Source organism: Leifsonia sp. 22587 (genome assembly GCF_052044215.1).
In the GTDB taxonomy this organism is placed as follows: Bacteria; Actinomycetota; Actinomycetes; order Actinomycetales; family Microbacteriaceae; genus Leifsonia; species Leifsonia shinshuensis_C.
On sequence record NZ_JBQENB010000002.1, the window covers coordinates 500,418 to 520,124 of the forward strand.

General features: G+C 72.3%; 19 protein-coding genes. 11 read left to right on the forward strand and 8 right to left on the reverse strand.

The window, feature by feature from the left end:
* Nucleotides 1–42: 42 nt before the first annotated feature.
* On the reverse strand, nucleotides 43–471 hold the full coding sequence (locus tag ACTJI1_RS10320; protein WP_440742544.1) for a hypothetical protein: 429 nt from the start codon (nucleotides 469–471) through the stop codon (nucleotides 43–45).
* 251 nt (nucleotides 472–722) lie between these two features.
* Between ACTJI1_RS10320 and ACTJI1_RS10325 the strand changes: the two genes are divergently transcribed.
* The 3 genes from ACTJI1_RS10325 to ACTJI1_RS10335 are packed head-to-tail and all read left to right on the forward strand — an operon-like array spanning nucleotide 723 to nucleotide 2,922.
* Complete coding sequence (locus ACTJI1_RS10325; RefSeq protein ID WP_440742545.1) at nucleotides 723–917, forward strand: hypothetical protein; 195 nt, start codon at nucleotides 723–725, stop codon at nucleotides 915–917.
* A 30-nt stretch (nucleotides 918–947) separates the two neighbouring features.
* Entirely contained in the window at nucleotides 948–1,388 is a 441-nt protein-coding gene (locus ACTJI1_RS10330) for a Fur family transcriptional regulator (protein WP_440742546.1), read from the forward strand.
* A gap of 40 nt (nucleotides 1,389–1,428) precedes the next feature.
* The gene (locus ACTJI1_RS10335; RefSeq protein ID WP_440742547.1) at nucleotides 1,429–2,922 is read left to right on the forward strand and encodes a catalase; all 1,494 of its coding nucleotides are present in this window, start codon (nucleotides 1,429–1,431) and stop codon (nucleotides 2,920–2,922) included.
* A 78-nt stretch (nucleotides 2,923–3,000) separates the two neighbouring features.
* Here ACTJI1_RS10335 and ACTJI1_RS10340 read toward each other — a convergent pair whose 3' ends face one another.
* Nucleotides 3,001–3,693 carry a PhzF family phenazine biosynthesis protein gene (locus ACTJI1_RS10340; RefSeq protein WP_440742548.1) on the reverse strand — a complete coding sequence of 231 codons (693 nt, stop codon included), beginning with the start codon at nucleotides 3,691–3,693 and terminating at the stop codon, nucleotides 3,001–3,003.
* A 58-nt stretch (nucleotides 3,694–3,751) separates the two neighbouring features.
* Between ACTJI1_RS10340 and ACTJI1_RS10345 the strand changes: the two genes are divergently transcribed.
* Complete coding sequence (locus tag ACTJI1_RS10345) at nucleotides 3,752–3,976, forward strand: three-helix bundle dimerization domain-containing protein (RefSeq protein WP_440742549.1); 225 nt, start codon at nucleotides 3,752–3,754, stop codon at nucleotides 3,974–3,976.
* Between the two features lie 34 nt (nucleotides 3,977–4,010).
* On the opposite strand, the gene ACTJI1_RS10350 is transcribed toward ACTJI1_RS10345, so the two are convergent.
* Together ACTJI1_RS10350 and gabT are read right to left on the reverse strand one after the other, a co-directional pair.
* Nucleotides 4,011–5,495, reverse strand: coding sequence for an NAD-dependent succinate-semialdehyde dehydrogenase (locus ACTJI1_RS10350; protein WP_440742550.1), 1,485 nt, complete (start codon nucleotides 5,493–5,495; stop codon nucleotides 4,011–4,013).
* Complete coding sequence (gene gabT, locus ACTJI1_RS10355; protein ID WP_440742551.1) at nucleotides 5,492–6,853, reverse strand: 4-aminobutyrate--2-oxoglutarate transaminase; 1,362 nt, start codon at nucleotides 6,851–6,853, stop codon at nucleotides 5,492–5,494. The genes ACTJI1_RS10350 and gabT overlap by 4 nt, the downstream gene beginning before the upstream one ends.
* 123 nt (nucleotides 6,854–6,976) lie before the next feature.
* On the opposite strand from gabT, the gene ACTJI1_RS10360 reads away from it, so the two are divergent.
* Both ACTJI1_RS10360 and ACTJI1_RS10365 read left to right on the forward strand, forming a co-directional pair.
* On the forward strand, nucleotides 6,977–8,440 hold the full coding sequence (locus ACTJI1_RS10360; protein ID WP_440742552.1) for a PucR family transcriptional regulator: 1,464 nt from the start codon (nucleotides 6,977–6,979) through the stop codon (nucleotides 8,438–8,440).
* Between the two features lie 198 nt (nucleotides 8,441–8,638).
* Nucleotides 8,639–9,571, forward strand: a complete 933-nt coding sequence (locus ACTJI1_RS10365) for an aldose 1-epimerase family protein (RefSeq protein WP_440742553.1) — start codon at nucleotides 8,639–8,641, stop codon at nucleotides 9,569–9,571.
* Nucleotides 9,572–9,819: 248 nt separating this feature from the next.
* Here ACTJI1_RS10365 and ykgO read toward each other — a convergent pair whose 3' ends face one another.
* On the reverse strand, nucleotides 9,820–9,942 hold the full coding sequence (ykgO, locus tag ACTJI1_RS10370) for a type B 50S ribosomal protein L36 (protein ID WP_310134129.1): 123 nt from the start codon (nucleotides 9,940–9,942) through the stop codon (nucleotides 9,820–9,822).
* A gap of 68 nt (nucleotides 9,943–10,010) precedes the next feature.
* The gene (locus ACTJI1_RS10375) at nucleotides 10,011–10,862 is read right to left on the reverse strand and encodes a trypsin-like serine protease (protein WP_440742554.1); all 852 of its coding nucleotides are present in this window, start codon (nucleotides 10,860–10,862) and stop codon (nucleotides 10,011–10,013) included.
* Nucleotides 10,863–11,030: 168 nt separating this feature from the next.
* On the opposite strand from ACTJI1_RS10375, the gene ACTJI1_RS10380 reads away from it, so the two are divergent.
* The 5 genes from ACTJI1_RS10380 (at nucleotide 11,031) to araA (ending at nucleotide 16,915) form a co-directional block, all read left to right on the forward strand.
* The gene (locus tag ACTJI1_RS10380) at nucleotides 11,031–11,732 is read left to right on the forward strand and encodes a hemerythrin domain-containing protein (protein WP_440742555.1); all 702 of its coding nucleotides are present in this window, start codon (nucleotides 11,031–11,033) and stop codon (nucleotides 11,730–11,732) included.
* A 92-nt stretch (nucleotides 11,733–11,824) separates the two neighbouring features.
* Nucleotides 11,825–12,823, forward strand: a complete 999-nt coding sequence (locus ACTJI1_RS10385; protein WP_440742556.1) for a LacI family DNA-binding transcriptional regulator — start codon at nucleotides 11,825–11,827, stop codon at nucleotides 12,821–12,823.
* A gap of 227 nt (nucleotides 12,824–13,050) precedes the next feature.
* The gene (locus ACTJI1_RS10390; protein WP_440742557.1) at nucleotides 13,051–14,700 is read left to right on the forward strand and encodes a xylulokinase; all 1,650 of its coding nucleotides are present in this window, start codon (nucleotides 13,051–13,053) and stop codon (nucleotides 14,698–14,700) included.
* Nucleotides 14,697–15,398: an L-ribulose-5-phosphate 4-epimerase gene (locus ACTJI1_RS10395; RefSeq protein WP_310134118.1), complete on the forward strand. Its 702-nt coding sequence runs from the start codon at nucleotides 14,697–14,699 to the stop codon at nucleotides 15,396–15,398. The genes ACTJI1_RS10390 and ACTJI1_RS10395 overlap by 4 nt, the downstream gene beginning before the upstream one ends.
* Nucleotides 15,398–16,915, forward strand: coding sequence for an L-arabinose isomerase (gene araA, locus ACTJI1_RS10400; protein WP_440742558.1), 1,518 nt, complete (start codon nucleotides 15,398–15,400; stop codon nucleotides 16,913–16,915). Before ACTJI1_RS10395 ends, araA begins: the two co-directional genes overlap by 1 nt.
* Nucleotides 16,916–17,060: 145 nt before the next feature.
* Here the strand turns inward: araA and ACTJI1_RS10405 are convergent, their stop codons facing one another.
* Together ACTJI1_RS10405 and ACTJI1_RS10410 are read right to left on the reverse strand one after the other, a co-directional pair.
* The gene (locus tag ACTJI1_RS10405; RefSeq protein ID WP_440742559.1) at nucleotides 17,061–18,713 is read right to left on the reverse strand and encodes a thiamine pyrophosphate-binding protein; all 1,653 of its coding nucleotides are present in this window, start codon (nucleotides 18,711–18,713) and stop codon (nucleotides 17,061–17,063) included.
* Between the two features lie 181 nt (nucleotides 18,714–18,894).
* Nucleotides 18,895–19,674, reverse strand: coding sequence for an isocitrate lyase/PEP mutase family protein (locus ACTJI1_RS10410; RefSeq protein ID WP_440742560.1), 780 nt, complete (start codon nucleotides 19,672–19,674; stop codon nucleotides 18,895–18,897).
* Between the last annotated feature and the right edge of the window lie 33 nt (nucleotides 19,675–19,707).

The window sequence follows — 19,707 nt, forward strand, 5'->3', positions numbered from 1 at the left end:
CCGTCGCCGGCTGTCGGCCGCACGGACCCTCGGTCGCGGCGGTCAATGCACCACGACCTTGAGCGCCACCAGCGCGAGACCCACCAGGGCCGTGATCACGGCACCCCAGAGGCGTCGCGGCGGCGACAGCCCCGCTCGCGCGAGCGACACGTAGCCGAGCGCAGCCAGCGCGAACGCCGCCCACACCTGCGTCCCGATGACGGCCGGGATGGCGTCGACGACGCCCGCGACGCCGAGCCAGAGCAGCACGAGCGGCACGACGGAGGCGATCAGGAGGCCGAGCGACGCGAGCAGGGCGTGCCCGAGGGCGGCGCGGAGCGGTTCCCTCGAGGCCCCGGTGCCGCCCGCGTGCGCCACCGTCGCCGCGAAGACGTGCGCCGCCCAGACCACGAGCATGCCCAGCGAGACGGTGCGCACGAGCTCCGCCGGTTTCGTGATGTAGACGCCTTCGATGACGATGAGTCCGGTCACGAGGACCGTTCCGTAGATGGCGGCCTCTCCGGTCGCATGGCGGACGACGGTCTTGATGGTCCTGCCACCCCCTCCAGGTTGCTCCTACCCGGGCAGACGAGGTGGAGCGGCGGAACGTGACGGGAATCCGCCGCCATCGTCGTCACGAAGGGCGGACAACCCCGTCTACATCCATAACAGGCGAACAACGTCGTCTACGTCCTCGGCGGGGGGTCGACAGCTCCGTCCGGCGGTCCACGAAAGGCAGGCAGATGGAACTGACGGTGATCCGGGTGGCCGATCAGCGGCGCATGGTCGTGGCCATCGACGCGCGGAACGAGAGCGAAGCCCTTCGCGCCATCCGCAATGCCGTCGGGGCCGTCACCCTCGCACCGCAGCAGGTGCTTCCCCGCAGTGCGCCCGGCGCACCGCCCCGGCGCCACGCCCGGCATTCGTCGTATTTTTAGTTATTCAAAACATCCGGCTAGGGTCGAGGTATGGAGACGGGAGAGCGGGAGGACGCGTTGCGGGCCGCCGGCCTCAAGGTCACGAAAGGCCGCGTGGCGGTGCTCCAAGCGCTCGAGGGCCTGCCCCACGCGGACGCCGAGTCGGTGTTCCGCGCGCTGCAGCCCGTGCTTCCGGAGACGTCCATCCAGAACGTGCACAACGTCCTGGGCGATCTGCATCGCACGGGCCTCGTCCGGCGCATCGAGCCCGCGGGCTCGCCGGCACGCTACGAGCGGCGCACCGGGGACAACCACCACCACGTGGTGTGCACATCCTGCGGCGCCGTCGCCGATGTCGACTGCGTCGTCGGTCACGCGCCCTGCCTGCACCCGTCGGACGCGGGCGGCTTCGCCATCGACACGGCCGAGGTCACCTTCTGGGGGCTCTGCCCGTCCTGCCAGGAGCGCACCGACCGCGCTCCGCACCACTGAGCACCCGCACGCCGGGCGCTCGACGACACCGAGGAGAAGAATGTCGGACGACTACACCACCACTCAGACCGGAACGCCGGTCGCCAGCGACGCGCACTCGCTGACGGCGGGACGGGACGGCGTCACCGCGCTGCACGACCGCTACCTCGTCGAGAAGCTCGCCCAGTTCAACCGCGAGCGGATCCCGGAGCGCATCGTGCACGCGAAGGGAGGCGGTGCGTTCGGCGAGTTCGTCGTCACGGGGGATGTCAGCGCCTACACCAAGGCGGCGGTCTTCCAGCCGGGCACCAGCACCCGCACCCTCCAGCGCTTCTCGTCGGTCGCCGGCGAGCAGGGATCGCCGGATACCTGGCGCGACGTGCGGGGCTTCTCGGTCAAGTTCTACACGACCGAGGGCAACTACGACATCGTCGGCAACAACACCCCCGTCTTCTTCATCCGCGACGGCATCAAGTTCCCCGACTTCATCCACTCGCAGAAGCGCCTGCCGGGCTCCGGGCTGCGCGACGCCGACATGCAGTGGGACTTCTGGACCCTCTCCCCCGAGTCGGCCCACCAGGTCACCTACCTGATGGGCGACCGCGGACTCCCCCGCTCGTGGCGGACCATGCCGGGCTACGGGTCGCACACCTACCAGTGGATCAACGCGGCCGGTGAGCGCTTCTGGGTCAAGTACCACTTCCACTCGCTGCAGGGCAACGAGGAGATCACCGGTGTCGAGGCCGAGCAGCTGGCCGGAGCGGACGCGGACTACTACCGCCGCGACCTCTACGAGGCGATCCAGCGCGGCGACTACCCGGCCTGGCGGGTCTCGGTGCAGGTCATGCCGTACGAGGACGCCAAGACCTACCGCTTCAACCCGTTCGACCTGACCAAGGTGTGGCCGCACAGCGACTACCCGCTGATCGAGGTCGGCATCCACACCCTGAACGAGAACCCGCAGAACTTCTTCGCGGAGATCGAGCAGGCCGCGTTCTCCCCCGCCAACACCGTTCCGGGCATCGACATCAGCCCGGACAAGATGCTCATGGCGCGCGTGTTCTCCTACCCGGACGCCCAGCGCTACCGCGTCGGCACGAACTACAACGAGCTGCCCGTCAACCGCCCGGTCGCGCCGGTCAACAACTACTCGCAGGACGGCGCGGCCCGCCACGGCTTCAAGCCCGCCGACGCGCCCGTCTACGCCCCGAACTCGTTCGGCGGCCCGTCGGCCCAGCCGGAGCGCACGGGCGAGGGCTCGTGGGAGTCGGACGGCGCCCTCGTGCGGTCCGCGGCGACCCTGCACGCGGAGGACGACGACTTCGGGCAGGCGGGGACGCTCTACCGCGAGGTGTTCGACGACGCGGCGAAGGCCCGCTTCCTCGACACCATCGCCGGGGCCGTGGGCGGCGTGACCCGCGAGGCCATCCGCGAGCGCGCCATCCAGTACTGGACGAACGTGGATGCGTCGCTCGGCCGCGCACTCCGCGACCGTCTCGAGTCGGGCTTCGAGACGCCCGACGAGGCCGCCGAGTACGTGGGCGTCGGCGAGTAGCCGCGACCCGGATAACGACGCCACAGGCCGCCCTCCTCACCGGAGGGCGGCCTGTCGCATGTCGTGGGCGCGGCCCGGCTACAGCGTCGCCTCGATGGTGCGGTCGTACACCGTGGTGCCGCCGACGCGGATGCGGCCGTCGCCGAGCGGCTCGGTGGCGAGCTGCGATCCCTCGCCCTGCAGGATGCTGAGCGGCCGTCCGAGGCGCGCGGTGAGCGCGATCGCGGCGGCGCCGGTCGCCTCGTCCTCGATGATGCCCATCTCGGGCGCGAACATCCGGGAGCGGAGGCTGCCGGCCTGCTCGTCGATCCAGGCGTAGGCGTAGTGCTGACCGGACGTGAACGCGAACGGGTCCAGCGCATCCACATCCTCGGGCGACGCGAGCTCGTGCCATTCGAAGGTCGGCGTCCACTCGGCGCGGGCGGTGACCCAGGCGGTGTCGTCGTCCACCTCGACCTCGACGTCGCCGGCGGCCTCGCGAAGAACGTCGACGGGGGTCCGCCGGTCGGACAGCCACCACGCCGTCCCCACGCTGGGGTGGCCCGCGAACGGCAGCTCCTTCGCCGGGGTGAAGATGCGGATCGTCGCGGCGCGGCCGCCCTCGTTCACCCCGTCCACGAACACGGTCTCGCTGAACCCGAGCGCGTTGGCGATGTCCTGCTCGCGGGCCGCGGTGGCCTCGGAACTCGTGATGATGCCGAGCTCGTTGCCGTTCCGGCCGCTCTCGTTCGTGAACACGCGAACGACGACTACTTCGATGGTCTCATCCATGGCATCAGCCTGGCAGAAGCCCTCCGCTTCGTTAACCCGGCGGGTGCATAATCGCGCCATGACGATCGACGACCGCCAGAACGAGAACGACGAGGACCTCGCCGTCGAGCACGCCGCGGAGCGTCTCGCCGACCGCTTCCCCGAGGTGCCGCGCGAGCACATCGAAGAGCTGGTGGAGAAGCACCACGAGGAGTTCGACGGTGCCCCGGTGCGCGACTTCGTGCCGGTGCTCATCGAGCACGACGTGAAGCAGGAGCTGAACGCGGAGGAGCGCGCCGACTGATCGTCCGTCGGCGCGCTCCTGCGTGCGGTCCCGGTCAGGCCGGGATCAGGGTGTACTTGGTGCTCAGGTACTCCTGGATGCCCTCGAGGCCGCCCTCGCGGCCGAGCCCGGACTGCTTGACCCCGCCGAACGGCGCCGCCGCGTTGGAGACGAGGCCCGTGTTCAGGCCCATCATGCCGGTGTCGATGCGGTCGATCATCCGCTGGCCACGGGCGAGGTCCTGCGTGAAGGCGTATCCGATCAGGCCGTACTCGGTGTCGTTCGCGGCGGCGACAGCCTCGTCCTCGGTGGAGAACGTGGTGATCGCGAGGATCGGGCCGAAGATCTCCTCCCGGAGGATTTCGCTCCCCGGCTGCACGTCCACGAGCACGGTCGGCTCGAAGAAGTAGCCGTCGCCCTCCGGCGCGCTGCCGCCGGTGAGAACGCGCGCGCCCCGGCCGACCGCATCCTCGACGAGGGCAGCCATCGAGGCGACCGCGCGGTCGTCGATGAGCGGGCCGATCGTCACGCCGTCCTCGGTGCCACGGCCGATCCGGAGGGCCCGCACCCGCTCGGTCACCCGGCGCGCGAACTCGTCGGCGACCGACTCGTGCACGATGAAGCGGTTCGCGGCCGTGCACGCCTGTCCGATGTTCCGGAACTTGGCGAGCATGGCTCCGTCGACCGCCTTGTCCAGGTCGGCGTCCTCGAACACCACGAAGGGGGCGTTGCCGCCGAGCTCCATCGAGGTGCGCAGCACGTTCTGGCCGGCCTGCGCGAGCAGCGAGCGACCGACGGGGGTCGAGCCGGTGAACGAGAGCTTGCGGAGTCGCGGGTCGGCGATGATCGGGCTGGACACATCCCGTGCCGTGCTGGTCTGCACCACGTTGACGACCCCGGCGGGGACGCCCGCGTCGGCCAGCAGCTGGGCGAAGAACAGCGTCGTAAGCGGCGTGAGCTCGGCCGGCTTCACCACGACGGTGCAGCCCGCGGCGAGCGCCGGCGCGATCTTCCGCGTCGCCATCGCGAGCGGGAAGTTCCACGGCGTGATGAGGAAGCACGGTCCCACCGGGCGCTGGGTGACGACCATGGTCCCGGTTCCTTCGGGGCTCTGGCCGAAGCGGCCGGAGATGCGCACCGCCTCCTCGGAGAACCAGCGGAGAAACTCGCCGCCGTAGGTGACCTCGCCGTTCGCCTCGGCGAGCGGCTTGCCCATCTCCAGGGTCATGAGCAGCGCGAAGTCCTCACGCCGCTCCTGCAGGAGGTCGAAGGCGCGGCGCAGGATCTCGCCGCGCACCCGCGGCGGGGTCGCGGCCCAGGCGTCCGCGGCGGCGGCCGCCGCGTCGAGGGCGCGCATGCCGTCCTCCGGCGTCGCGTTGGCGATGCGCTTGATGACGCGGCCGGTCGCCGGGTCCTGCACCTCGATGGGCTCGCGGGTGCCGGCCTCCCAGTTTCCGCCGATGAACAGCCCGTCCGGCACGCGGTCGAGCAGGTCGGTCTCGCGGGCGGAGAGCTCGGTCACGGTGTCGATGATGGTCATGCGCCCGCCACCGCCTCCGCGACGACGTCCAGCCCCTCGATGAGGAGGTGGTCCGGGATGCTGAGCGGCGGGAGGAAGCGGATCACGTTCCCGTAGGTGCCACAGGTGAGCAGCACGATGCCGGCGGCGTGGGAGGCCGCGGCGACGCGGGCGGTGAGCGCCGCATCCGGCTCACCCGTCACCGGGTCGACGAGCTCGATCGCGACCATCGCGCCGCGACCGCGGACCTCCGCGACGCGGGGGTCGGCGTCGCTGAGGGCGCCGAGCTTCTCGAACAGGATGTCGCCGATCTCGCGGGCGCGAGCCGCCAGGTCCTCGGTCTCGTACGTCTCGATCGCGGCGAGCGCCGCCACGCAGGCGAGCGGGTTGCCGCCGTAGGTGCCGCCGAGGCCGCCGACCTGCGGCGCATCCATGATCTCGGCACGGCCGGTGACCGCGGAGAGCGGGAGGCCGCCGGCGATGCCCTTGGCCGTGACGATCAGGTCGGGGACGATGCCGAACTGCTCGGAGGCGAACATGGTGCCGGTGCGGGCGAAGCCGGTCTGCACCTCGTCCGCGATGAAGACGACGCCGTTGGCGTTCGCCCACTGCTGGAGTGCGGGGAGGAAGCCGTCGGCGGGAACGATGAAGCCGCCCTCGCCCTGGATGGGCTCGATGATCAGCGCGGCCAGGTTGGCGGCGCCGATCTGCTTCTCGATCATCGTGATGGCGCGCTTGGCCGCCTCGGCGCCGCTCAGGCCGCCGTCGCGCAGCGGGTAGCTCAGCGGGGCGCGGTAGATCTCGGGCGCGAACGGGCCGAAGCCGTTCTTGTAGGGCTGGTTCTTGGCGGTCAGGCCCATCGTGAGGTTCGTGCGGCCGTGATAGGCGTGGTCGAACGCGACGACGGCCTGCTTGCCGGTGTAGTGGCGGGCGATCTTGACCGCGTTCTCCACGGCCTCGGCGCCGGAGTTGAACAGGGCGCTGCGCTTGGCGAAGTCGCCTGGGGTGAGGCGGTTGAGCGCCTCCGCCACGTCCACGTAGGAGTCGTACGGAGCGACGGTGAAGCAGGTGTGCGTGAAGGCGGCGACCTGGGCGGTGACGGCGTCCACGACGCGCGGGGCGGCATTGCCCACGCCCGTGACGGCGATGCCGGAGCCGAAGTCGATCAGGGAGTTGCCGTCCACATCCACCAGCACGCCGCCGCCGGCAGCGACGGTGTAGACGGGGATGGTCGCGCCGACGCCGGCGGCGACGGCCTGAGCCTTGCGCTCGGCGCGCTTGCGCGACTCGGGACCGGGGATCGGGGTGACGAGCCGGCGCTCCTGCGGGAGCGAGGGTCCGCCGACGGGGATGTCAGTGGCGGTGTCGAGGATGGTCATGTCCCGAATCGTAAGAAGCGGACGCGACCCACCGCCTGGACGCGACGTACAATCGGTTCACCGCCGATAGACACCCTGGCGCATTCGCCCCGGATGAACCGGCGCCCCGGCAGATGGAGACCCATGCCCGCGACCCTCACCCAGCTCCTCGCGCGGCCCGAGCTGGGCCTCCGGCCGCTCACCGCTTCGACGGTCGGCGACCCGGACGCGCCGCTCGCCTGGGCGCACAGCTCCGACCTTCCGGACCCGACGCCGTTCCTGGCGCCCGGGCAGGTGCTCCTGGTGACGCAACCGCCGGAGGATGCGGACCCGTACGTGGAACGCCTGGTCGCGCACGGCATCGCCGCCCTCGGCTTCGGCACCGAGGTCGTGCGCGACGGCACGCCCGCCGCACTGGTCGAGGCCTGCGAACGGTACGGCCTCCCGCTCTTCGAGGTGCCGTACCGCACCCCGTTCATCGCCGTCGCCCGCTTCGTCGCCGACCGGGTCGCCGCGGACGCCTACGCGCGCAGCACCTGGGCGCTCCGCGCATCCCGGGCCATCTCGCTCGCCGCTCTGCGCCCGGACGCGCTGGGAGCCGTGCTCTCCGAGCTGTCCCGTCAGATCGAGCGCCCGGTCGCGCTCGTCGGACCGGACGGTGCGGTGAGCCGGAGCTTCCCGTCGGGGGCGTTGGATGCGCGGGCACGGCGAGCGCTGTCGGACGCGGCGGAGCCCCTGCTCCGCAGCGGGCGGCGCGCCGCGGGGACCGTGGGCACGGACGCCGGACCGTTCGCCGTCCAGACGCTGGGCGCGGCCGGCCGGTTGCGCGGCGTGCTCGCGGTCGGCTCCGAGGGACTCGATGCGGCCGCTCAGCAGGTGGTCACGGGAGTCGTGGCTCTCGCCGGGCTGGCGCTCGAGCAGTCGCGCGCCGCCGACGCGGCCCGCGCGCGACTGCGGACCGCGGTGTGGCGGGCGCTGGTGGCGGGGGATGCCGCGGTCGCCGCATCCATCGCCGAACCGGTGCTCGGGCCGCTGCCGGAAGCGCCCGTACGGGTCACCATGATGCAGGGTGCGGCGCTGGCCGCCGCGGCCGACTGGCTGGAGTCGAACGCGGACGGCTTCTTCGCCCGGGACGTGCACGACCTCGTGCTCATCGGCGACGAGAGCACGGCGGTGGAGGTCGCGACGACCCTCGCCGTGCGATTCGACCTGCGGGGCGGTGTGTCCTCCGGTACGACGCTGGATGCGCTGCCTGCGGCGGTCGCGCAAGCGCAGACCGCGCGCAACCGGGCGACGGCGGACGACCCGGTCGCGGCCTTCGACGACGTGGCCGGCGCCGGGATGCTCGCCCTGCTGCACACCCCCGACGCGCGGGCCGTGGCGGAGACGTCGCTGCGGCCGCTCGTGGCCGCCGACCCGTCCCTCCCGGACGTGCTGCGGACCTGGCTCGACGCCGACGGCGTCTACGACGTGGCCGCCCGCCGGCTGGGCATGCACCGGCACACGCTGCGGTCCCGCGTCGCGGAGGCGGAGCGCCTGCTCGGCCGCGACCTGTCCTCGTTCGCGGCGCGGGCCGACCTATACGCCGCGCTCCGCGCCTCCGCCTGACCCGCGCTCGCTCTCGCGCCCCGCGCCCCCGCGCCCCTCCGCCCCCCGCCCCGCTCGTCTCCGCCCTCCGTCGAGTACGCGAAAAGTGCACGCTTTCACCCCCGAAACCGTGCACTTTTCGTGTACTCGACGGAGGGCGGAGGGGTGGATGGGCCGGGGCACTCGACGGTGGGTGGGCGGGTTGGAGAGAATGGGCGGATGAGCACACCCATCTCCGGAACCCACTTCGGCCTCACGGCGGGCGACTACCACGCGACGATCGCGTCGGTCGGGGCGTCGCTGCGCACGCTGGAGTTCGACGGCCGCCCCCTGGTGGTCCCGTTCGACGCGGACGAGGTGCGCCCCGCCTTCCGAGGCGCGACCCTGGCGCCGTGGCCGAACCGCGTCGTGGACGGCCGCTACACCTTCGACGGCGTGGAGCAGCAGCTCCCGCTCACGGAGCCGAACCGCGGTCACGCGCTGCACGGCCTCGCCGCCTGGCTCGACTTCGACGCCGTGGACCGGTCGGCCAGCTCGGTGGTGTTCGCCGCGACCATCCAGGCGCAGGCCGGGTACCCGCACCGCGTCGACGTCAGCGTCGCCTTCGAGCTGGACGAGGAGGGGCTGCACACCACCGTGACAGGCACCAACACCGGCCCCTCACGCGCGCCGTGGGGCACCGGACCGCACCCGTACCTGGTCGCCGGCGAGGGCCGCGTCGACGCGTGGACGCTGACCCTCCCGGCGGATGAGGTGCTCACCGTGACCGAGGACCGCCTGATCCCGACCGGGCTGGAAGACGTCGCGACCGCGGAGGGCGGCGCGTGGGACTTCCGGACCGCGCGGACGATCGGCGACACCTTCATCGACCACGCCTTCACCGGGCTGGGCCGCTCCGCAGACGGGCTCGCGACCGTCCGGCTGACCGCGCCGGAGGGCACGGGCGTCGAGCTCACCTGGGGCGACGACTGCCCGTGGGTGCAGATCCACACCGCCGATCAGCCGGTGCCGGAGCTCGACCGTCTCGGCCTCGCCGTCGAGCCCATGACCTGCCCGCCCGACGCCTACAACTCCGGCACCGACCTGATCGTGCTGGAGCCCGGGGAGTCGGCCACGGCGTCCTGGACGATCCGCGCGGTGCAGCCCCTCTGAGCCGAGCGAGCGGATAGCTCCGCGCGGGGCGGGACGGCCCGGCCCGCGAGAACGAAGATGCGCGCGGCCCTCCACGACGGGCCGCGCGCATGCCGATGCTACGGGGCGTCTGCCATCCGCCGACGTGTACGCCGTGTCGAGCCGCCCCGCCCGCAGTCGACAGCACGTCGTTGCGGCGCACGGGTGCCGCACCCGGACGACGAAGGGCGCAGGGTCCACGACCCTGCGCCCTTCGCTCCGCGAACCGATCAGCCCTGGCGGGCCTTCATCCGCGGGTTCTTCTTGTTGATGACGAACGTCCGGCCCCGGCGGCGTACCACCTGGGCGCCGGGCATCGTCTTGAGCGAGCTCAACGAATTGCGTACCTTCATGACGGACCTCCCTTATTGAAACCTATTCTCAATAACAATGGAGGCCGCGATTTGTTCCCGCGAACGGGTCAGAGCCCGAACGTCGCCAGCCAGGCGTCGACCACCGGGATGTCGACACGCTGGTAACCACCCAGGTAGCGGCAGTTGTCCGTGTAGCCGTAGCTGGTCACGGCGACCAGCTGGTCACCGAGCAACACCGGGCCGCCCGAGTCACCGAAGCAGGTGCCACCGGTCCCTCTCGTGTCGTTCGGATTGCCGTTGGTCTGCAGGATCTGCGGAGTCAGCTTCTGGCCCGGCATGTCCACGTAACGCCGGATGAGCGGGTAGCTCATCGGCTGCGGCTTCTGCGGTCCGGACACCGGCTTGCGGACCTCGGTGCCGTATCCCACCGCCGTGAACAGCGTCTTCGACAGATCGCTCTTCGGGATGGTGTCCAGCGTGCCGACCGGCGCGATCTGCGGGTAGCCGCCGCCGAACGACGCCACGGGCTGGTCGAGCACGATCACGCCGACGTCGTTCCAGTTCGCGGTGTCGGTGAAGTCCGAGTAGTCGGGATGGGTGTAGGCCGTCCCGGACAGGTAGCCGGCGGCGGAGATCTCGGCGGCGGTGTATCCGGCGCTCGGGTCGGCGGCGACCGGGAACGGGGCGGGCGGCTGCTCGGCGATCACTGAGTCGAAGGTGACGAGCGTCTTGCCGAGCGTTCCGGAGGTGCAGTGCGCGGCGGTGAGCACGACCGTCGGCGACACCAGCGTCGCCGAGCACCGGAAACGCCCGTCGGCGTCGTAGAACAGGATGAGGCCGACGTCGGGATGCTTGTTCCCGTCGGCGGTCCCACCGGTGCTGGCGACAGCGGGTGTGCCGACGGCCAGTCCGGCGAATGCGGCCAACGCGATAGCGGCGGCCAGGATTCTCTTGCGCATGGATCCCCCTTTGGATCTCGAAGCGGTTTCGATCCTCCGAGTATGCCCATCCCCCGGACAGGGGCCAAGGGCCAGGATGATGAAGCGGCCGTCCCGTGTTCGCTGAGCCCCGGCCGCGCGGGAAAGAACGGGCTCCCCGCGGGCCGCCCCGCGCAGTACCCTTCCGCCATGTCAGCGACCCCTCTCCCCTCCTCCGGAGCCTCCCCGCTCGACGGACCGCGGACGTGCGACGCCAGCGGGATGATCGACATCCACCGGCTGTTCCGCCACTCGTTCGACGAAGCGCCGTCGCTGGTCCGGGGCGTCCGGGACGGCGACACCGCCCACGCCGACGCCGTCGCCGGGCACCTCGGACTGATCTCCTCGTCCCTCCACTCGCACCACGAGGGCGAGGACGCCAAGCTGTGGCCGGCGCTGGACGAGCGTGCGCCCTCCTGCGCCGTGCACATCGAGCGGATGCGCGAGCAGCACGCCGCGATGCTCGTGCAGCTGAACGCGCTCGACGCCGCGGTGCCGGCGTGGCGCGCCGCCCCGTCCGCCGAGACCGCCGCGCCCGTGCTCACCGCGCTGGACGGCATCCAGGCGGCGCTGACCGTCCACCTGCCCGACGAGGAGGGCACGGTCGTGCCCCTGATGGAGCATGTGCTCACGAAGGACGAGGTCGAGTGGTTCGCCAAGCACGGCCGCAGTTCGACCCCCAAGGGTCAGACGTGGAACATGCTCGGCGGCATCCTGGACGCCCAGCCCGACGGCGGGGATGCGTGGCTGAAGAAGAACATGCCGGGGCCGGTGGCCCTCGTCTGGCGCTGGCGCGGCAAGCCGAGCTACGCCCGGTACCGCGCCACGCTGGAGGGACGACCGACCGCCTGACCTCGCACGACGCGCACCCGGGCCGCGCTGCCGCATCCCCTCAGCGCGGACCCGCACCCGGGCCGTGCTGCCGCATCCCCTACAGTGTGGATGTGGAGGAGACGGGACGCGCACCGGGCGTGCGCGAGGTGGCCGCGGCCGCCGGGGTGTCGCGCCAGACCGTCTCCCGGGTGCTCAACGACCACCCCAGCATCCGGCCGGAGACGCGCGAGCGGGTGCTCGCGGCGATGGTCGAGCTCAACTTCCGTCCGAACCGCGCCGCCCGGATGCTCACCACCGCCCGCTCCACCACCATCGGGGTCCTGGTCGCATCGCCCTCCTCGCTGTTCGGCCCGGCATCCAGCATCGACGCCATCGAGCGGGCGGCCCGTGACGCGGGGTACTTCGTGACCGTCGCGCACGCCGCCTCGCTCGACACGGCCGCGGTCGAGGCGGCCCTGGAGCAGCTCAGCGCGCAGGCCGTGGAAGGCATCGTCGTGGTGGCGCCGCAGCAGCGCATCCAGGATGCGATGGACGCGGTGTCGGTGCGCGTGCCGTCCATCACGCTGCACGGCGCGGGGACGGCCGGCGACCACGGCGTCTTCGTCGACCAGGTGCGCGGAGCGCGGCTCGCCACCCGGCACCTGCTCGACCGCGGGCACGTGCGCATCGCGCACCTCGCCGGCCCGGCCGACTGGTCGGAGGCGCGGGCGCGTCGCGAGGGGTTCCTGGAGGAGATGGCGGCCGCCGGGGCGGACCCCGTCGTCTCCCGCGAGGGCGACTGGACGGCCGCGTCCGGGGCCGAGATCGGCGCCGAGCTGCTGGCCGATCCGGGAATCACCGCCGTGTTCTCGTCCAACGACCAGATGGCGCTCGGCGCTCTCTTCGCGGCGCACGCGGCGGGCCGGTCGGTGCCGGGAGACCTCGCCGTCGTCGGATTCGACGACATCCCGGAGGCGGCGTTCCTCATCCCGCCGCTCACCACCGTGCGGCAGGACTTCGCCGAACTGGGCCGCCGCGCCGTCGCCCGGCTGATCGCGCAGATCGAGGGCGAGTCGCTGGACTTCGCCGAGCCGGTCGCCCCGGTGCTCGTGCCCCGCGCGTCCGCCTGAGGCGGGCCGCCTCGCCGCCCTGCGTGTCGGGTCTGCGCTCGCCCACTGCGGCGAGTGGAGACATGATGCGGCAACTCGCTGCGGATAGGAGCATCAACTCACGGTTCGCGCGGCGCGGGCGCGACGGGATGCGTGCCCCCGGCTGCAGGCCCAGGTTGCAGCCTCCGGGCAGCGCAACGTATGCTCGTCCGTGTGATGTGACCGGTCACAAAGACGTGAGGAGCAGCATGACCGCGCCGGAAACCCGCCTCCGCGACGCCATCGCGTCGGGACGCACCGCCCTCGGCATCGAGCTCGGCTCGACGCGCATCAAGGCCTGCCTGGTGGATGCGGACGACCCGTCGGTCGTCCTCGCCGTCGGCACGCACGAGTGGGAGAACGAGTACGTCGACCGCCGCTGGACCTACTCCCTCGACGCCGTCTGGACCGGGCTGCAGGAGGCGTATGCCGGCCTGATCGCCGACGCCGAAGCGCGCCACGGCGTCGCGCCGACGACGTTCGGCGCGATCGGGATCTCGGCGATGATGCACGGCTACCTGCCGTTCGCCGCCGACGGCGAGCTGCTCGTCCTCTTCCGCACCTGGCGCAACACCAGCACGGGCCCGGCAGCGGCAGAGCTCACCGCGGCCTTCGGCGTCAACATCCCGTTGCGCTGGTCCATCGCCCACCTGCATCAGGCCGTGATCGACGCCGAGCCGCACATCCCGGACCTCGCGTTCTTCACCACGCTGGCCGGTTACGTGCACTGGAAGCTGACCGGCCGCACCGTGCTGGGCGTCGGCGACGCGTCGGGCATGTTCCCGATCGATCCGGCCACCCGCACCTACGACGCCGAACTCCTGCGCCGCTACTCGGACCTCGACTCCACCCATGGCATCGACCTCCCGTCGCTGCTCCCCGAGGTGCTCGTCGCGGGCGACGACGCGGGCGCGCTCACCGCCGACGGCGCCGCGCTGCTCGACCCGACCGGACGGCTGCAGCCGGGCATCCCGTTCTGCCCGCCGGAGGGCGACGCGGGCACCGGCATGGTCGCCACCTCCTCCGTCGCGCCGCGCACCGGGAACGTCTCCGCCGGCACGAGCATCTTCGCGATGGTCGTGCTGGAGCGTCCGCTCTCCGCCGTCCACCACGAGCTCGACCTGGTGACCACCCCGGCCGGCGACCTCGTCGCGATGGTGCACTGCAACAACGGTGCGAGCGAGCTCGCGGCGTGGGCAGGGATGTTCGGCCGGTTCGCGGAGGCTGCCGGTACGCCGCTCTCGACCGACGCGGTGTACGAGACGCTGTTCCGCGAAGCCCTGTCCGGCGCCCCGGACGCGGGCGGCCTCGTCGCCTACAACCACCTGGCCGGCGAGCCCATCGCCGACCTCCCCGAGGGACGCCCGCTGGTCGTCCGCACCCCGGACAGCCGGCTCACCCTCGCCAACTTCGTCCGCGCCCAGCTGTACAGCGTCTTCGGCACCCTGGCCCTCGGGATGCGCGTCCTCTCCGACGAGGGGGTGACCCTCGACCGGATGTATGCCCACGGCGGCATGTTCCGCACGGCGGGCGTCGCGCAGCGGTTCCTCGCGGGCGCGATCGACGCTCCGGTCTCGGTGGCGGAGACGGCCTCCGAGGGCGGCGCCTGGGGTATCGCGGTGCTCGCCGCCTACCGCGCAGCCGCGGGCACCGCGAACCGCGCCGCCGACGATGCCGCCCCGGCCGACCTCGACACGTACCTCCGCACCCGGGTCTTCGGCGGGTCCGTCGCCGAGACCACCACCCCGCACCCCGACGACGTCGCCGGCTTCGCGCGCTTCCTGGAGCGGTACCAGGCCGGGCTCGCCGTGGAGCGCGCCGCCGTCGACGCCCTGTCCGTGGAAGGAGCCACCGCATGACCAGCGATCTCGAGACCCCGACCGTCCGCGCGGTCCGCGAGCGGGTCGCCGCGCTGCACTCCGAACTGGTCCGCTACGGACTCGTCGTCTGGACCGGCGGCAACGTCTCCGAGCGCGTACCCGGCGAGGACCTCTTCGTCATCAAGCCGAGCGGCGTCGACTACGACGACCTGACGCCCGAGAACATGATCCTCTGCACGCTCGACGGGGAGGTCGTCCCCGGGTCCCACGGCAGCGACCGGTCCCCCTCCTCCGACACCGCGGCGCACGCCTACGTGTACCGCGAGATGCCGGAGGTCGGCGGAGTCGTGCACACCCACTCCACCTACGCGACCGCGTGGGCGGCGCGCGCCGAGCCCATCCCGTGCGTCATCACCGCGATGGCGGACGAGTTCGGCGGCGACATCCCCGTCGGCCCGTTCGCGATCATCGGCGACGACTCGATCGGGCGCGGCATCGTCGCGACCCTGAGCGGTCACCGCAGCCGCGCCGTCCTGATGCAGAACCACGGCGTGTTCACGATCGGCCGCGACGCGCGCGACGCCGTCAAGGCCGCCGTGATGGCGGAGGACGTCGCCCGCACCGTCCACATCGCCAAGCAGGGCGGCCCCCTCGTCCCCATCCCCGCCGAGGCGATCGACCGCCTCTTCGACCGCTACCAGAACGTCTACGGACAGTCCCCGGAAGGATCCGCCTGATGCCGAAGCTCACCACCTCCCTCGACCACTACGAGGTCTGGTTCCTCACGGGCAGCCAGCACCTCTACGGGCCGGAGACCCTCGCGCAGGTCGCTGAGCAGTCCCGGGCGATCGCCGATCAGCTGGGCGCCGCATCCGACGTGCCGGTGCGCGTGGTGTGGAAGCCGGTGCTCACCGACTCCGACGCCATCCGCCGCGTCATGCTGGAGGCCAACGCGGACGACGCCGTGATCGGCCTGGTCGCGTGGATGCACACCTTCAGCCCCGCGAAGATGTGGATCTCGGGCCTCGACGCGCTGCAGAAGCCGCTGCTCCACTTCCACACGCAGGCGAACGTCGAGCTGCCCTGGGGCGAGATCGACTTCGACTTCATGAACCTCAACCAGGCGGCGCACGGCGACCGCGAGTTCGGCTACATCCAGACCCGGCTGAGCGTCCCGCGTACGACCGTCGTCGGCCACGTCAGCGACCCGTCCGTGACGGCACGCATCGGCACGTGGATGCGCGCTGCAGCCGGCTGGGCGGCCACCCACTCGCTGAAGCTCGCCCGCTTCGGCGACAACATGCGCTTCGTCGCCGTCACCGAGGGCGACAAGACCGAGGCCGAGCTGGTGTTCGGCGTGCAGGTGAACACGTGGGGCGTCAACGAGCTCGCCGAGGCGGTCGCCGCCGCGTCGGACTCCGACGTGGATGCGCTGGTCGCCGAGTACGAGGAGCTCTACGACGTCGTCCCCGAGCTCCGCCGGGGCGGCGAGCGGCACCAGTCGCTGCGCGACGGCGCCGCGATCGAGCTGGGCCTGCGGTCGTTCCTCGAGGAGGGCGGCTTCGGCGCCTTCACCACCAGCTTCGAAGACCTCGGCGCGCTGAAGCAGCTGCCGGGTCTGGCCGTGCAACGGCTGATGGCCGAGGGCTACGGCTTCGGCGCCGAGGGCGACTGGAAGACCGCCGTGCTGGTGCGGGCCGCGAACGTGATGGGCACGGGCCTGCCGGGCGGCGCATCCCTCATGGAGGACTACACGTACGACCTCACGCCGGGGGACGAGCGCATCCTCGGCGCCCACATGCTCGAGGTCGCTCCGTCGCTCACGAGCGCACGGCCGACCCTGGAGGTGCACCCGCTCGGTATCGGCGGCAAGGACGACCCCGTGCGGCTCGTCTTCACCGCGGACCCGGGCCCCGCGGTCGTCGTCGCGCTGTCGGACATGCGCGACCGGTTCCGCCTGGTGGCGAACGTGGTCGAGGTGGTCGAGCCGACCGCCCCGCTGCCGAAGCTGCCCGTCGGTCGCGCGGTGTGGAAGCCGGCCCCCGACTTCACCACGTCGGCGACGGCGTGGCTCGAGGCTGGCGCCGCGCACCACACGGTGATGAGCACGGCGGTCGGCGTGGACGCGTTCGCGGACTTCGCCCGGATGGCGCGCACCGAGCTCCTGATCATCGACGAGACGACCACCCTGCGCGACTTCCAGCGCGAGCTCGCCTGGAACGCCGCCTACTACCGCCTCGCCCGCGGCCTCTGACCCGCGCTCGCGCTCCGCGCTCCGCGCCCATCCGCCCTCCGTCGAGTACACGAATAGTGCACGCGAAACCCCGTGCGGGCGTGCACTTTTCGTGTACTCGACGGAGGGCGGAGGGGCCGGGGTGCGCAGGGCGGAGGGCGCAGGGTCAGGAGTTCACGCGGATGATCTCGTGCTGGTAGGGGGCGATGACGTCGCCGGAGATGCGGAGGTCGAGGACGAGGAACGGGCGCTCGTCGGCGGGCCGCGCGGTCCACTCGGCGAGAACGTCGAGGTCCTCGGGGGTTCGGATGACGACGCCCTCGGCGCCGACCGCACGGCCCAGCGCGGCGAAGTCGACCTCCGGGATGCGCATCGGCCCCTGCGCCAGCCCCTTCAGCCCGTACAGGTTCACCTCGGCGCCGTAGGCGGCGTCGTTCCAGACCACGGCCATCCCGCGTCCCCGGGCGACACGGACCGCCGACTCGAGGTCGGCGAGCGCCATCAGGCCGCCGCCGTCGCCGGTGGTCAGCACGATCGTCGACTCGGGATGCGCGAGCGCGGCGCCGGGGACGCTCGGCCAGCCGAGGCCGATCGACTGGTACGCCGTGCCGACCATGATCATCCGGTCGGGCGAGGCGACCGGCCAGTACATGTTGGCCCACCCGATGAAGTGCCCGCCGTCGGAGACGACCACCCGGTCCTCGGGCAGCAGCTCACCGATCCGCGCGGCGGCCGTGCGCGGGTCGAGCCGGCCGTCGGCGGCGAGCCCGTCGCCGCGCGGGTGCGCCCGGTGCGCGGCCGGATCGACAGATTCGCGCCAGCCGGACGGTGACGCACCGGTCTCCGTCAGGCGCTCGGCCATGGCCTCCGCGACCAGGCGCGCGTCGCCGCGCAGGTACGAGCCGACGTGGGGATGCGTCGCCGCCGGACGGGTGTCGACCTGGATGATGCGCGTGCCCGGCGCGAACAGCTCGCCGAACCGCATCGTGAACTGGTTGAGGGACGCGCCGAACACGACAGCCACGTCGGCCGAGCGGATCAGCTCCATGGCCCCCTCGGCGCCGAAGCCGCCGGTCACGCCGAGATCGAAGCGGTCGTCCGGGAACACGCCGCGGCCGAGGGCGGTGGATGCGGTGAGCGCGCCGGTCGCGTCGGCGAGCGCGCCGAGGGCCCGGCCGGCCCCCGAGATCCAGGCACCCCGGCCCGCGAGGAGCAGCGGACGCTCGGCGGCGGCGAGCGCGTCGGCGGCCGCCTCGATCCCCGCGCGGGAGAAGGGGTCGACCGGCGCCTGCGCGGCGGGGACCACCGGCTCGGGCGCCTCCGGCACCGGCCCGGCGTCGCGGGTCGCGACGTCGTACGGGATCGCGATCACGGTCGGAACGCGATATGTCAGCGCGTGCTCCACGGCGATGGCCGTGGTGGCCGCCGCATCCGCACGCCCCACCGTGTAGGTGCGTGCGCCGACCGCGGCGGCCAGCGCGATCTGGTCGACGTCCCAGGGCCTCGGCCCGGACGTCGGCTCATCCCCGACGACGAGGATGAGCGGGATGTGCGCCTGCACCGCCTCCGCGAGCGCGGTGAGCGTGTTGGTGAAGCCGGCGCCGTAGGTGGCCGTGGCGGCGGCGAGCCGGCCGGATGCGCGGAAGTACGCGTCGGCGGCGACCACTGCCCCGGCCTCGTGCCGCATGGCGCAGTACTCGCCGCCGCGCTGGCGCTCGAGCGCGTCGAGGAAGTAAGCGTTCCCGTTCCCCATCACACCGAACACGTGGTCGATGTGGCGGGCGAGGGTGGCGGCGACGTGGGCGGAGACGGAGGGCATGGCGAAGCCTTTCGAGACGAACGGAGCTGAACGATTCCGTATGTGTCTCGCCGTCGCGGCCCCGCGGGCGGCTTCGTGCCCATTTTTCGAGCACCGGCGATCGACGTCGCCGGACGTTCTCAGTGTATCCAGGGATGCAGCGCGCGTATCCAGGGGATGCAACGCCGGGTAACCGGCGCCGTCAGTCCGCGGCCCGCTCCAGACGGGCGAACTCGAGCAGCCGCTCCTGCGAATCGGCGTAGGACGTCGCGCCCGGCATCGGCCGTCCCTCGCGCGCCGCGACCGCCACCTCCACCGCCGCGTCGACGGCGACCCGGTACGGCAGCGACCCGGTGCTGACCCGGCGCACGCCGAGCCGTCCCAGCTCCGCCACGGTCATCCCCGGCACCACCAGCACGTTGAGCGGCAGCGGGATGGATGCCGCCAGCTGCGAGATCGTCGCGGGATCGGCGGCCCCCGGCACGAACACGCCGTCGGCGCCGGCGTCGGCGTACGCTGCCGCCCGCGCGGCCACCGCGTCGACGGTGTCGTCCTCGTGGAACCAGTACGAGTCGACGCGGGCGTTGACGAAGACGTCGGGCGCGGCCGCCTTGATGGCCGCGATCTTGGCCGCGGGGATGGCCGGGTCGACCAGCCGTCCACCCCGGGAGTCCTCGAAGTTCACCCCGGCGACGCCGAGCCCGGCCACCAGATCCGCGACCTCCGCCGGGTCGTCGCTGAACCCGTCCTCGATGTCCGCCGTCACGTACACAGGCAGGACGGCGAGGCGGCGGACCAGGGCGACCGTCGCCTCCCGGCTCGCCCCCTCGGCGTCGGGATGCCCGGTCGCCGCGTTCACGCCGAAGCTCGTCGTGCCGATCGCCGGGAAGCCGGCGGCCGCGAAGCCGAGCGCCGAGCCGATGTCCCACGCGTTGGGGAGCAGTAGCGGTTCGTCGCCGTGGTGCAGGTCGTGGAACGTCATTGCGGTCCCTTCCACCGGAAGGGTAGCGCCGGC

Excerpts from the sequence above, each read along its gene's own strand:
- ACTJI1_RS10330 (WP_440742546.1), top strand. The coding sequence starts at position 948 with ATGGAGACGGGAGAGCGGGAGGACGCGTTGCGGGCCGCCGGCCTCAAG.
- ACTJI1_RS10365 (WP_440742553.1), top strand. The coding sequence starts at position 8,639 with ATGAGCACACCCATCTCCGGAACCCACTTCGGCCTCACGGCGGGCGAC.
- ACTJI1_RS10395 (WP_310134118.1), top strand. The coding sequence starts at position 14,697 with ATGACCAGCGATCTCGAGACCCCGACCGTCCGCGCGGTCCGCGAGCGG.
- ACTJI1_RS10325 (WP_440742545.1), top strand. The coding sequence starts at position 723 with ATGGAACTGACGGTGATCCGGGTGGCCGATCAGCGGCGCATGGTCGTG.
- ykgO (WP_310134129.1), bottom strand. The coding sequence starts at position 9,942 with ATGAAGGTACGCAATTCGTTGAGCTCGCTCAAGACGATGCCCGGCGCC.
- ACTJI1_RS10405 (WP_440742559.1), bottom strand. The coding sequence starts at position 18,713 with ATGCCCTCCGTCTCCGCCCACGTCGCCGCCACCCTCGCCCGCCACATC.
- ACTJI1_RS10410 (WP_440742560.1), bottom strand. The coding sequence starts at position 19,674 with ATGACGTTCCACGACCTGCACCACGGCGACGAACCGCTACTGCTCCCC.
- ACTJI1_RS10390 (WP_440742557.1), top strand. The coding sequence starts at position 13,051 with ATGACCGCGCCGGAAACCCGCCTCCGCGACGCCATCGCGTCGGGACGC.
- araA (WP_440742558.1), top strand. The coding sequence starts at position 15,398 with ATGCCGAAGCTCACCACCTCCCTCGACCACTACGAGGTCTGGTTCCTC.
- ACTJI1_RS10335 (WP_440742547.1), top strand. The coding sequence starts at position 1,429 with ATGTCGGACGACTACACCACCACTCAGACCGGAACGCCGGTCGCCAGC.
- ACTJI1_RS10380 (WP_440742555.1), top strand. The coding sequence starts at position 11,031 with ATGTCAGCGACCCCTCTCCCCTCCTCCGGAGCCTCCCCGCTCGACGGA.
- ACTJI1_RS10350 (WP_440742550.1), bottom strand. The coding sequence starts at position 5,495 with ATGACCATCATCGACACCGTGACCGAGCTCTCCGCCCGCGAGACCGAC.
- ACTJI1_RS10345 (WP_440742549.1), top strand. The coding sequence starts at position 3,752 with ATGACGATCGACGACCGCCAGAACGAGAACGACGAGGACCTCGCCGTC.
- gabT (WP_440742551.1), bottom strand. The coding sequence starts at position 6,853 with ATGACCATCCTCGACACCGCCACTGACATCCCCGTCGGCGGACCCTCG.
- ACTJI1_RS10375 (WP_440742554.1), bottom strand. The coding sequence starts at position 10,862 with ATGCGCAAGAGAATCCTGGCCGCCGCTATCGCGTTGGCCGCATTCGCC.
- ACTJI1_RS10360 (WP_440742552.1), top strand. The coding sequence starts at position 6,977 with ATGCCCGCGACCCTCACCCAGCTCCTCGCGCGGCCCGAGCTGGGCCTC.
- ACTJI1_RS10340 (WP_440742548.1), bottom strand. The coding sequence starts at position 3,693 with ATGGATGAGACCATCGAAGTAGTCGTCGTTCGCGTGTTCACGAACGAG.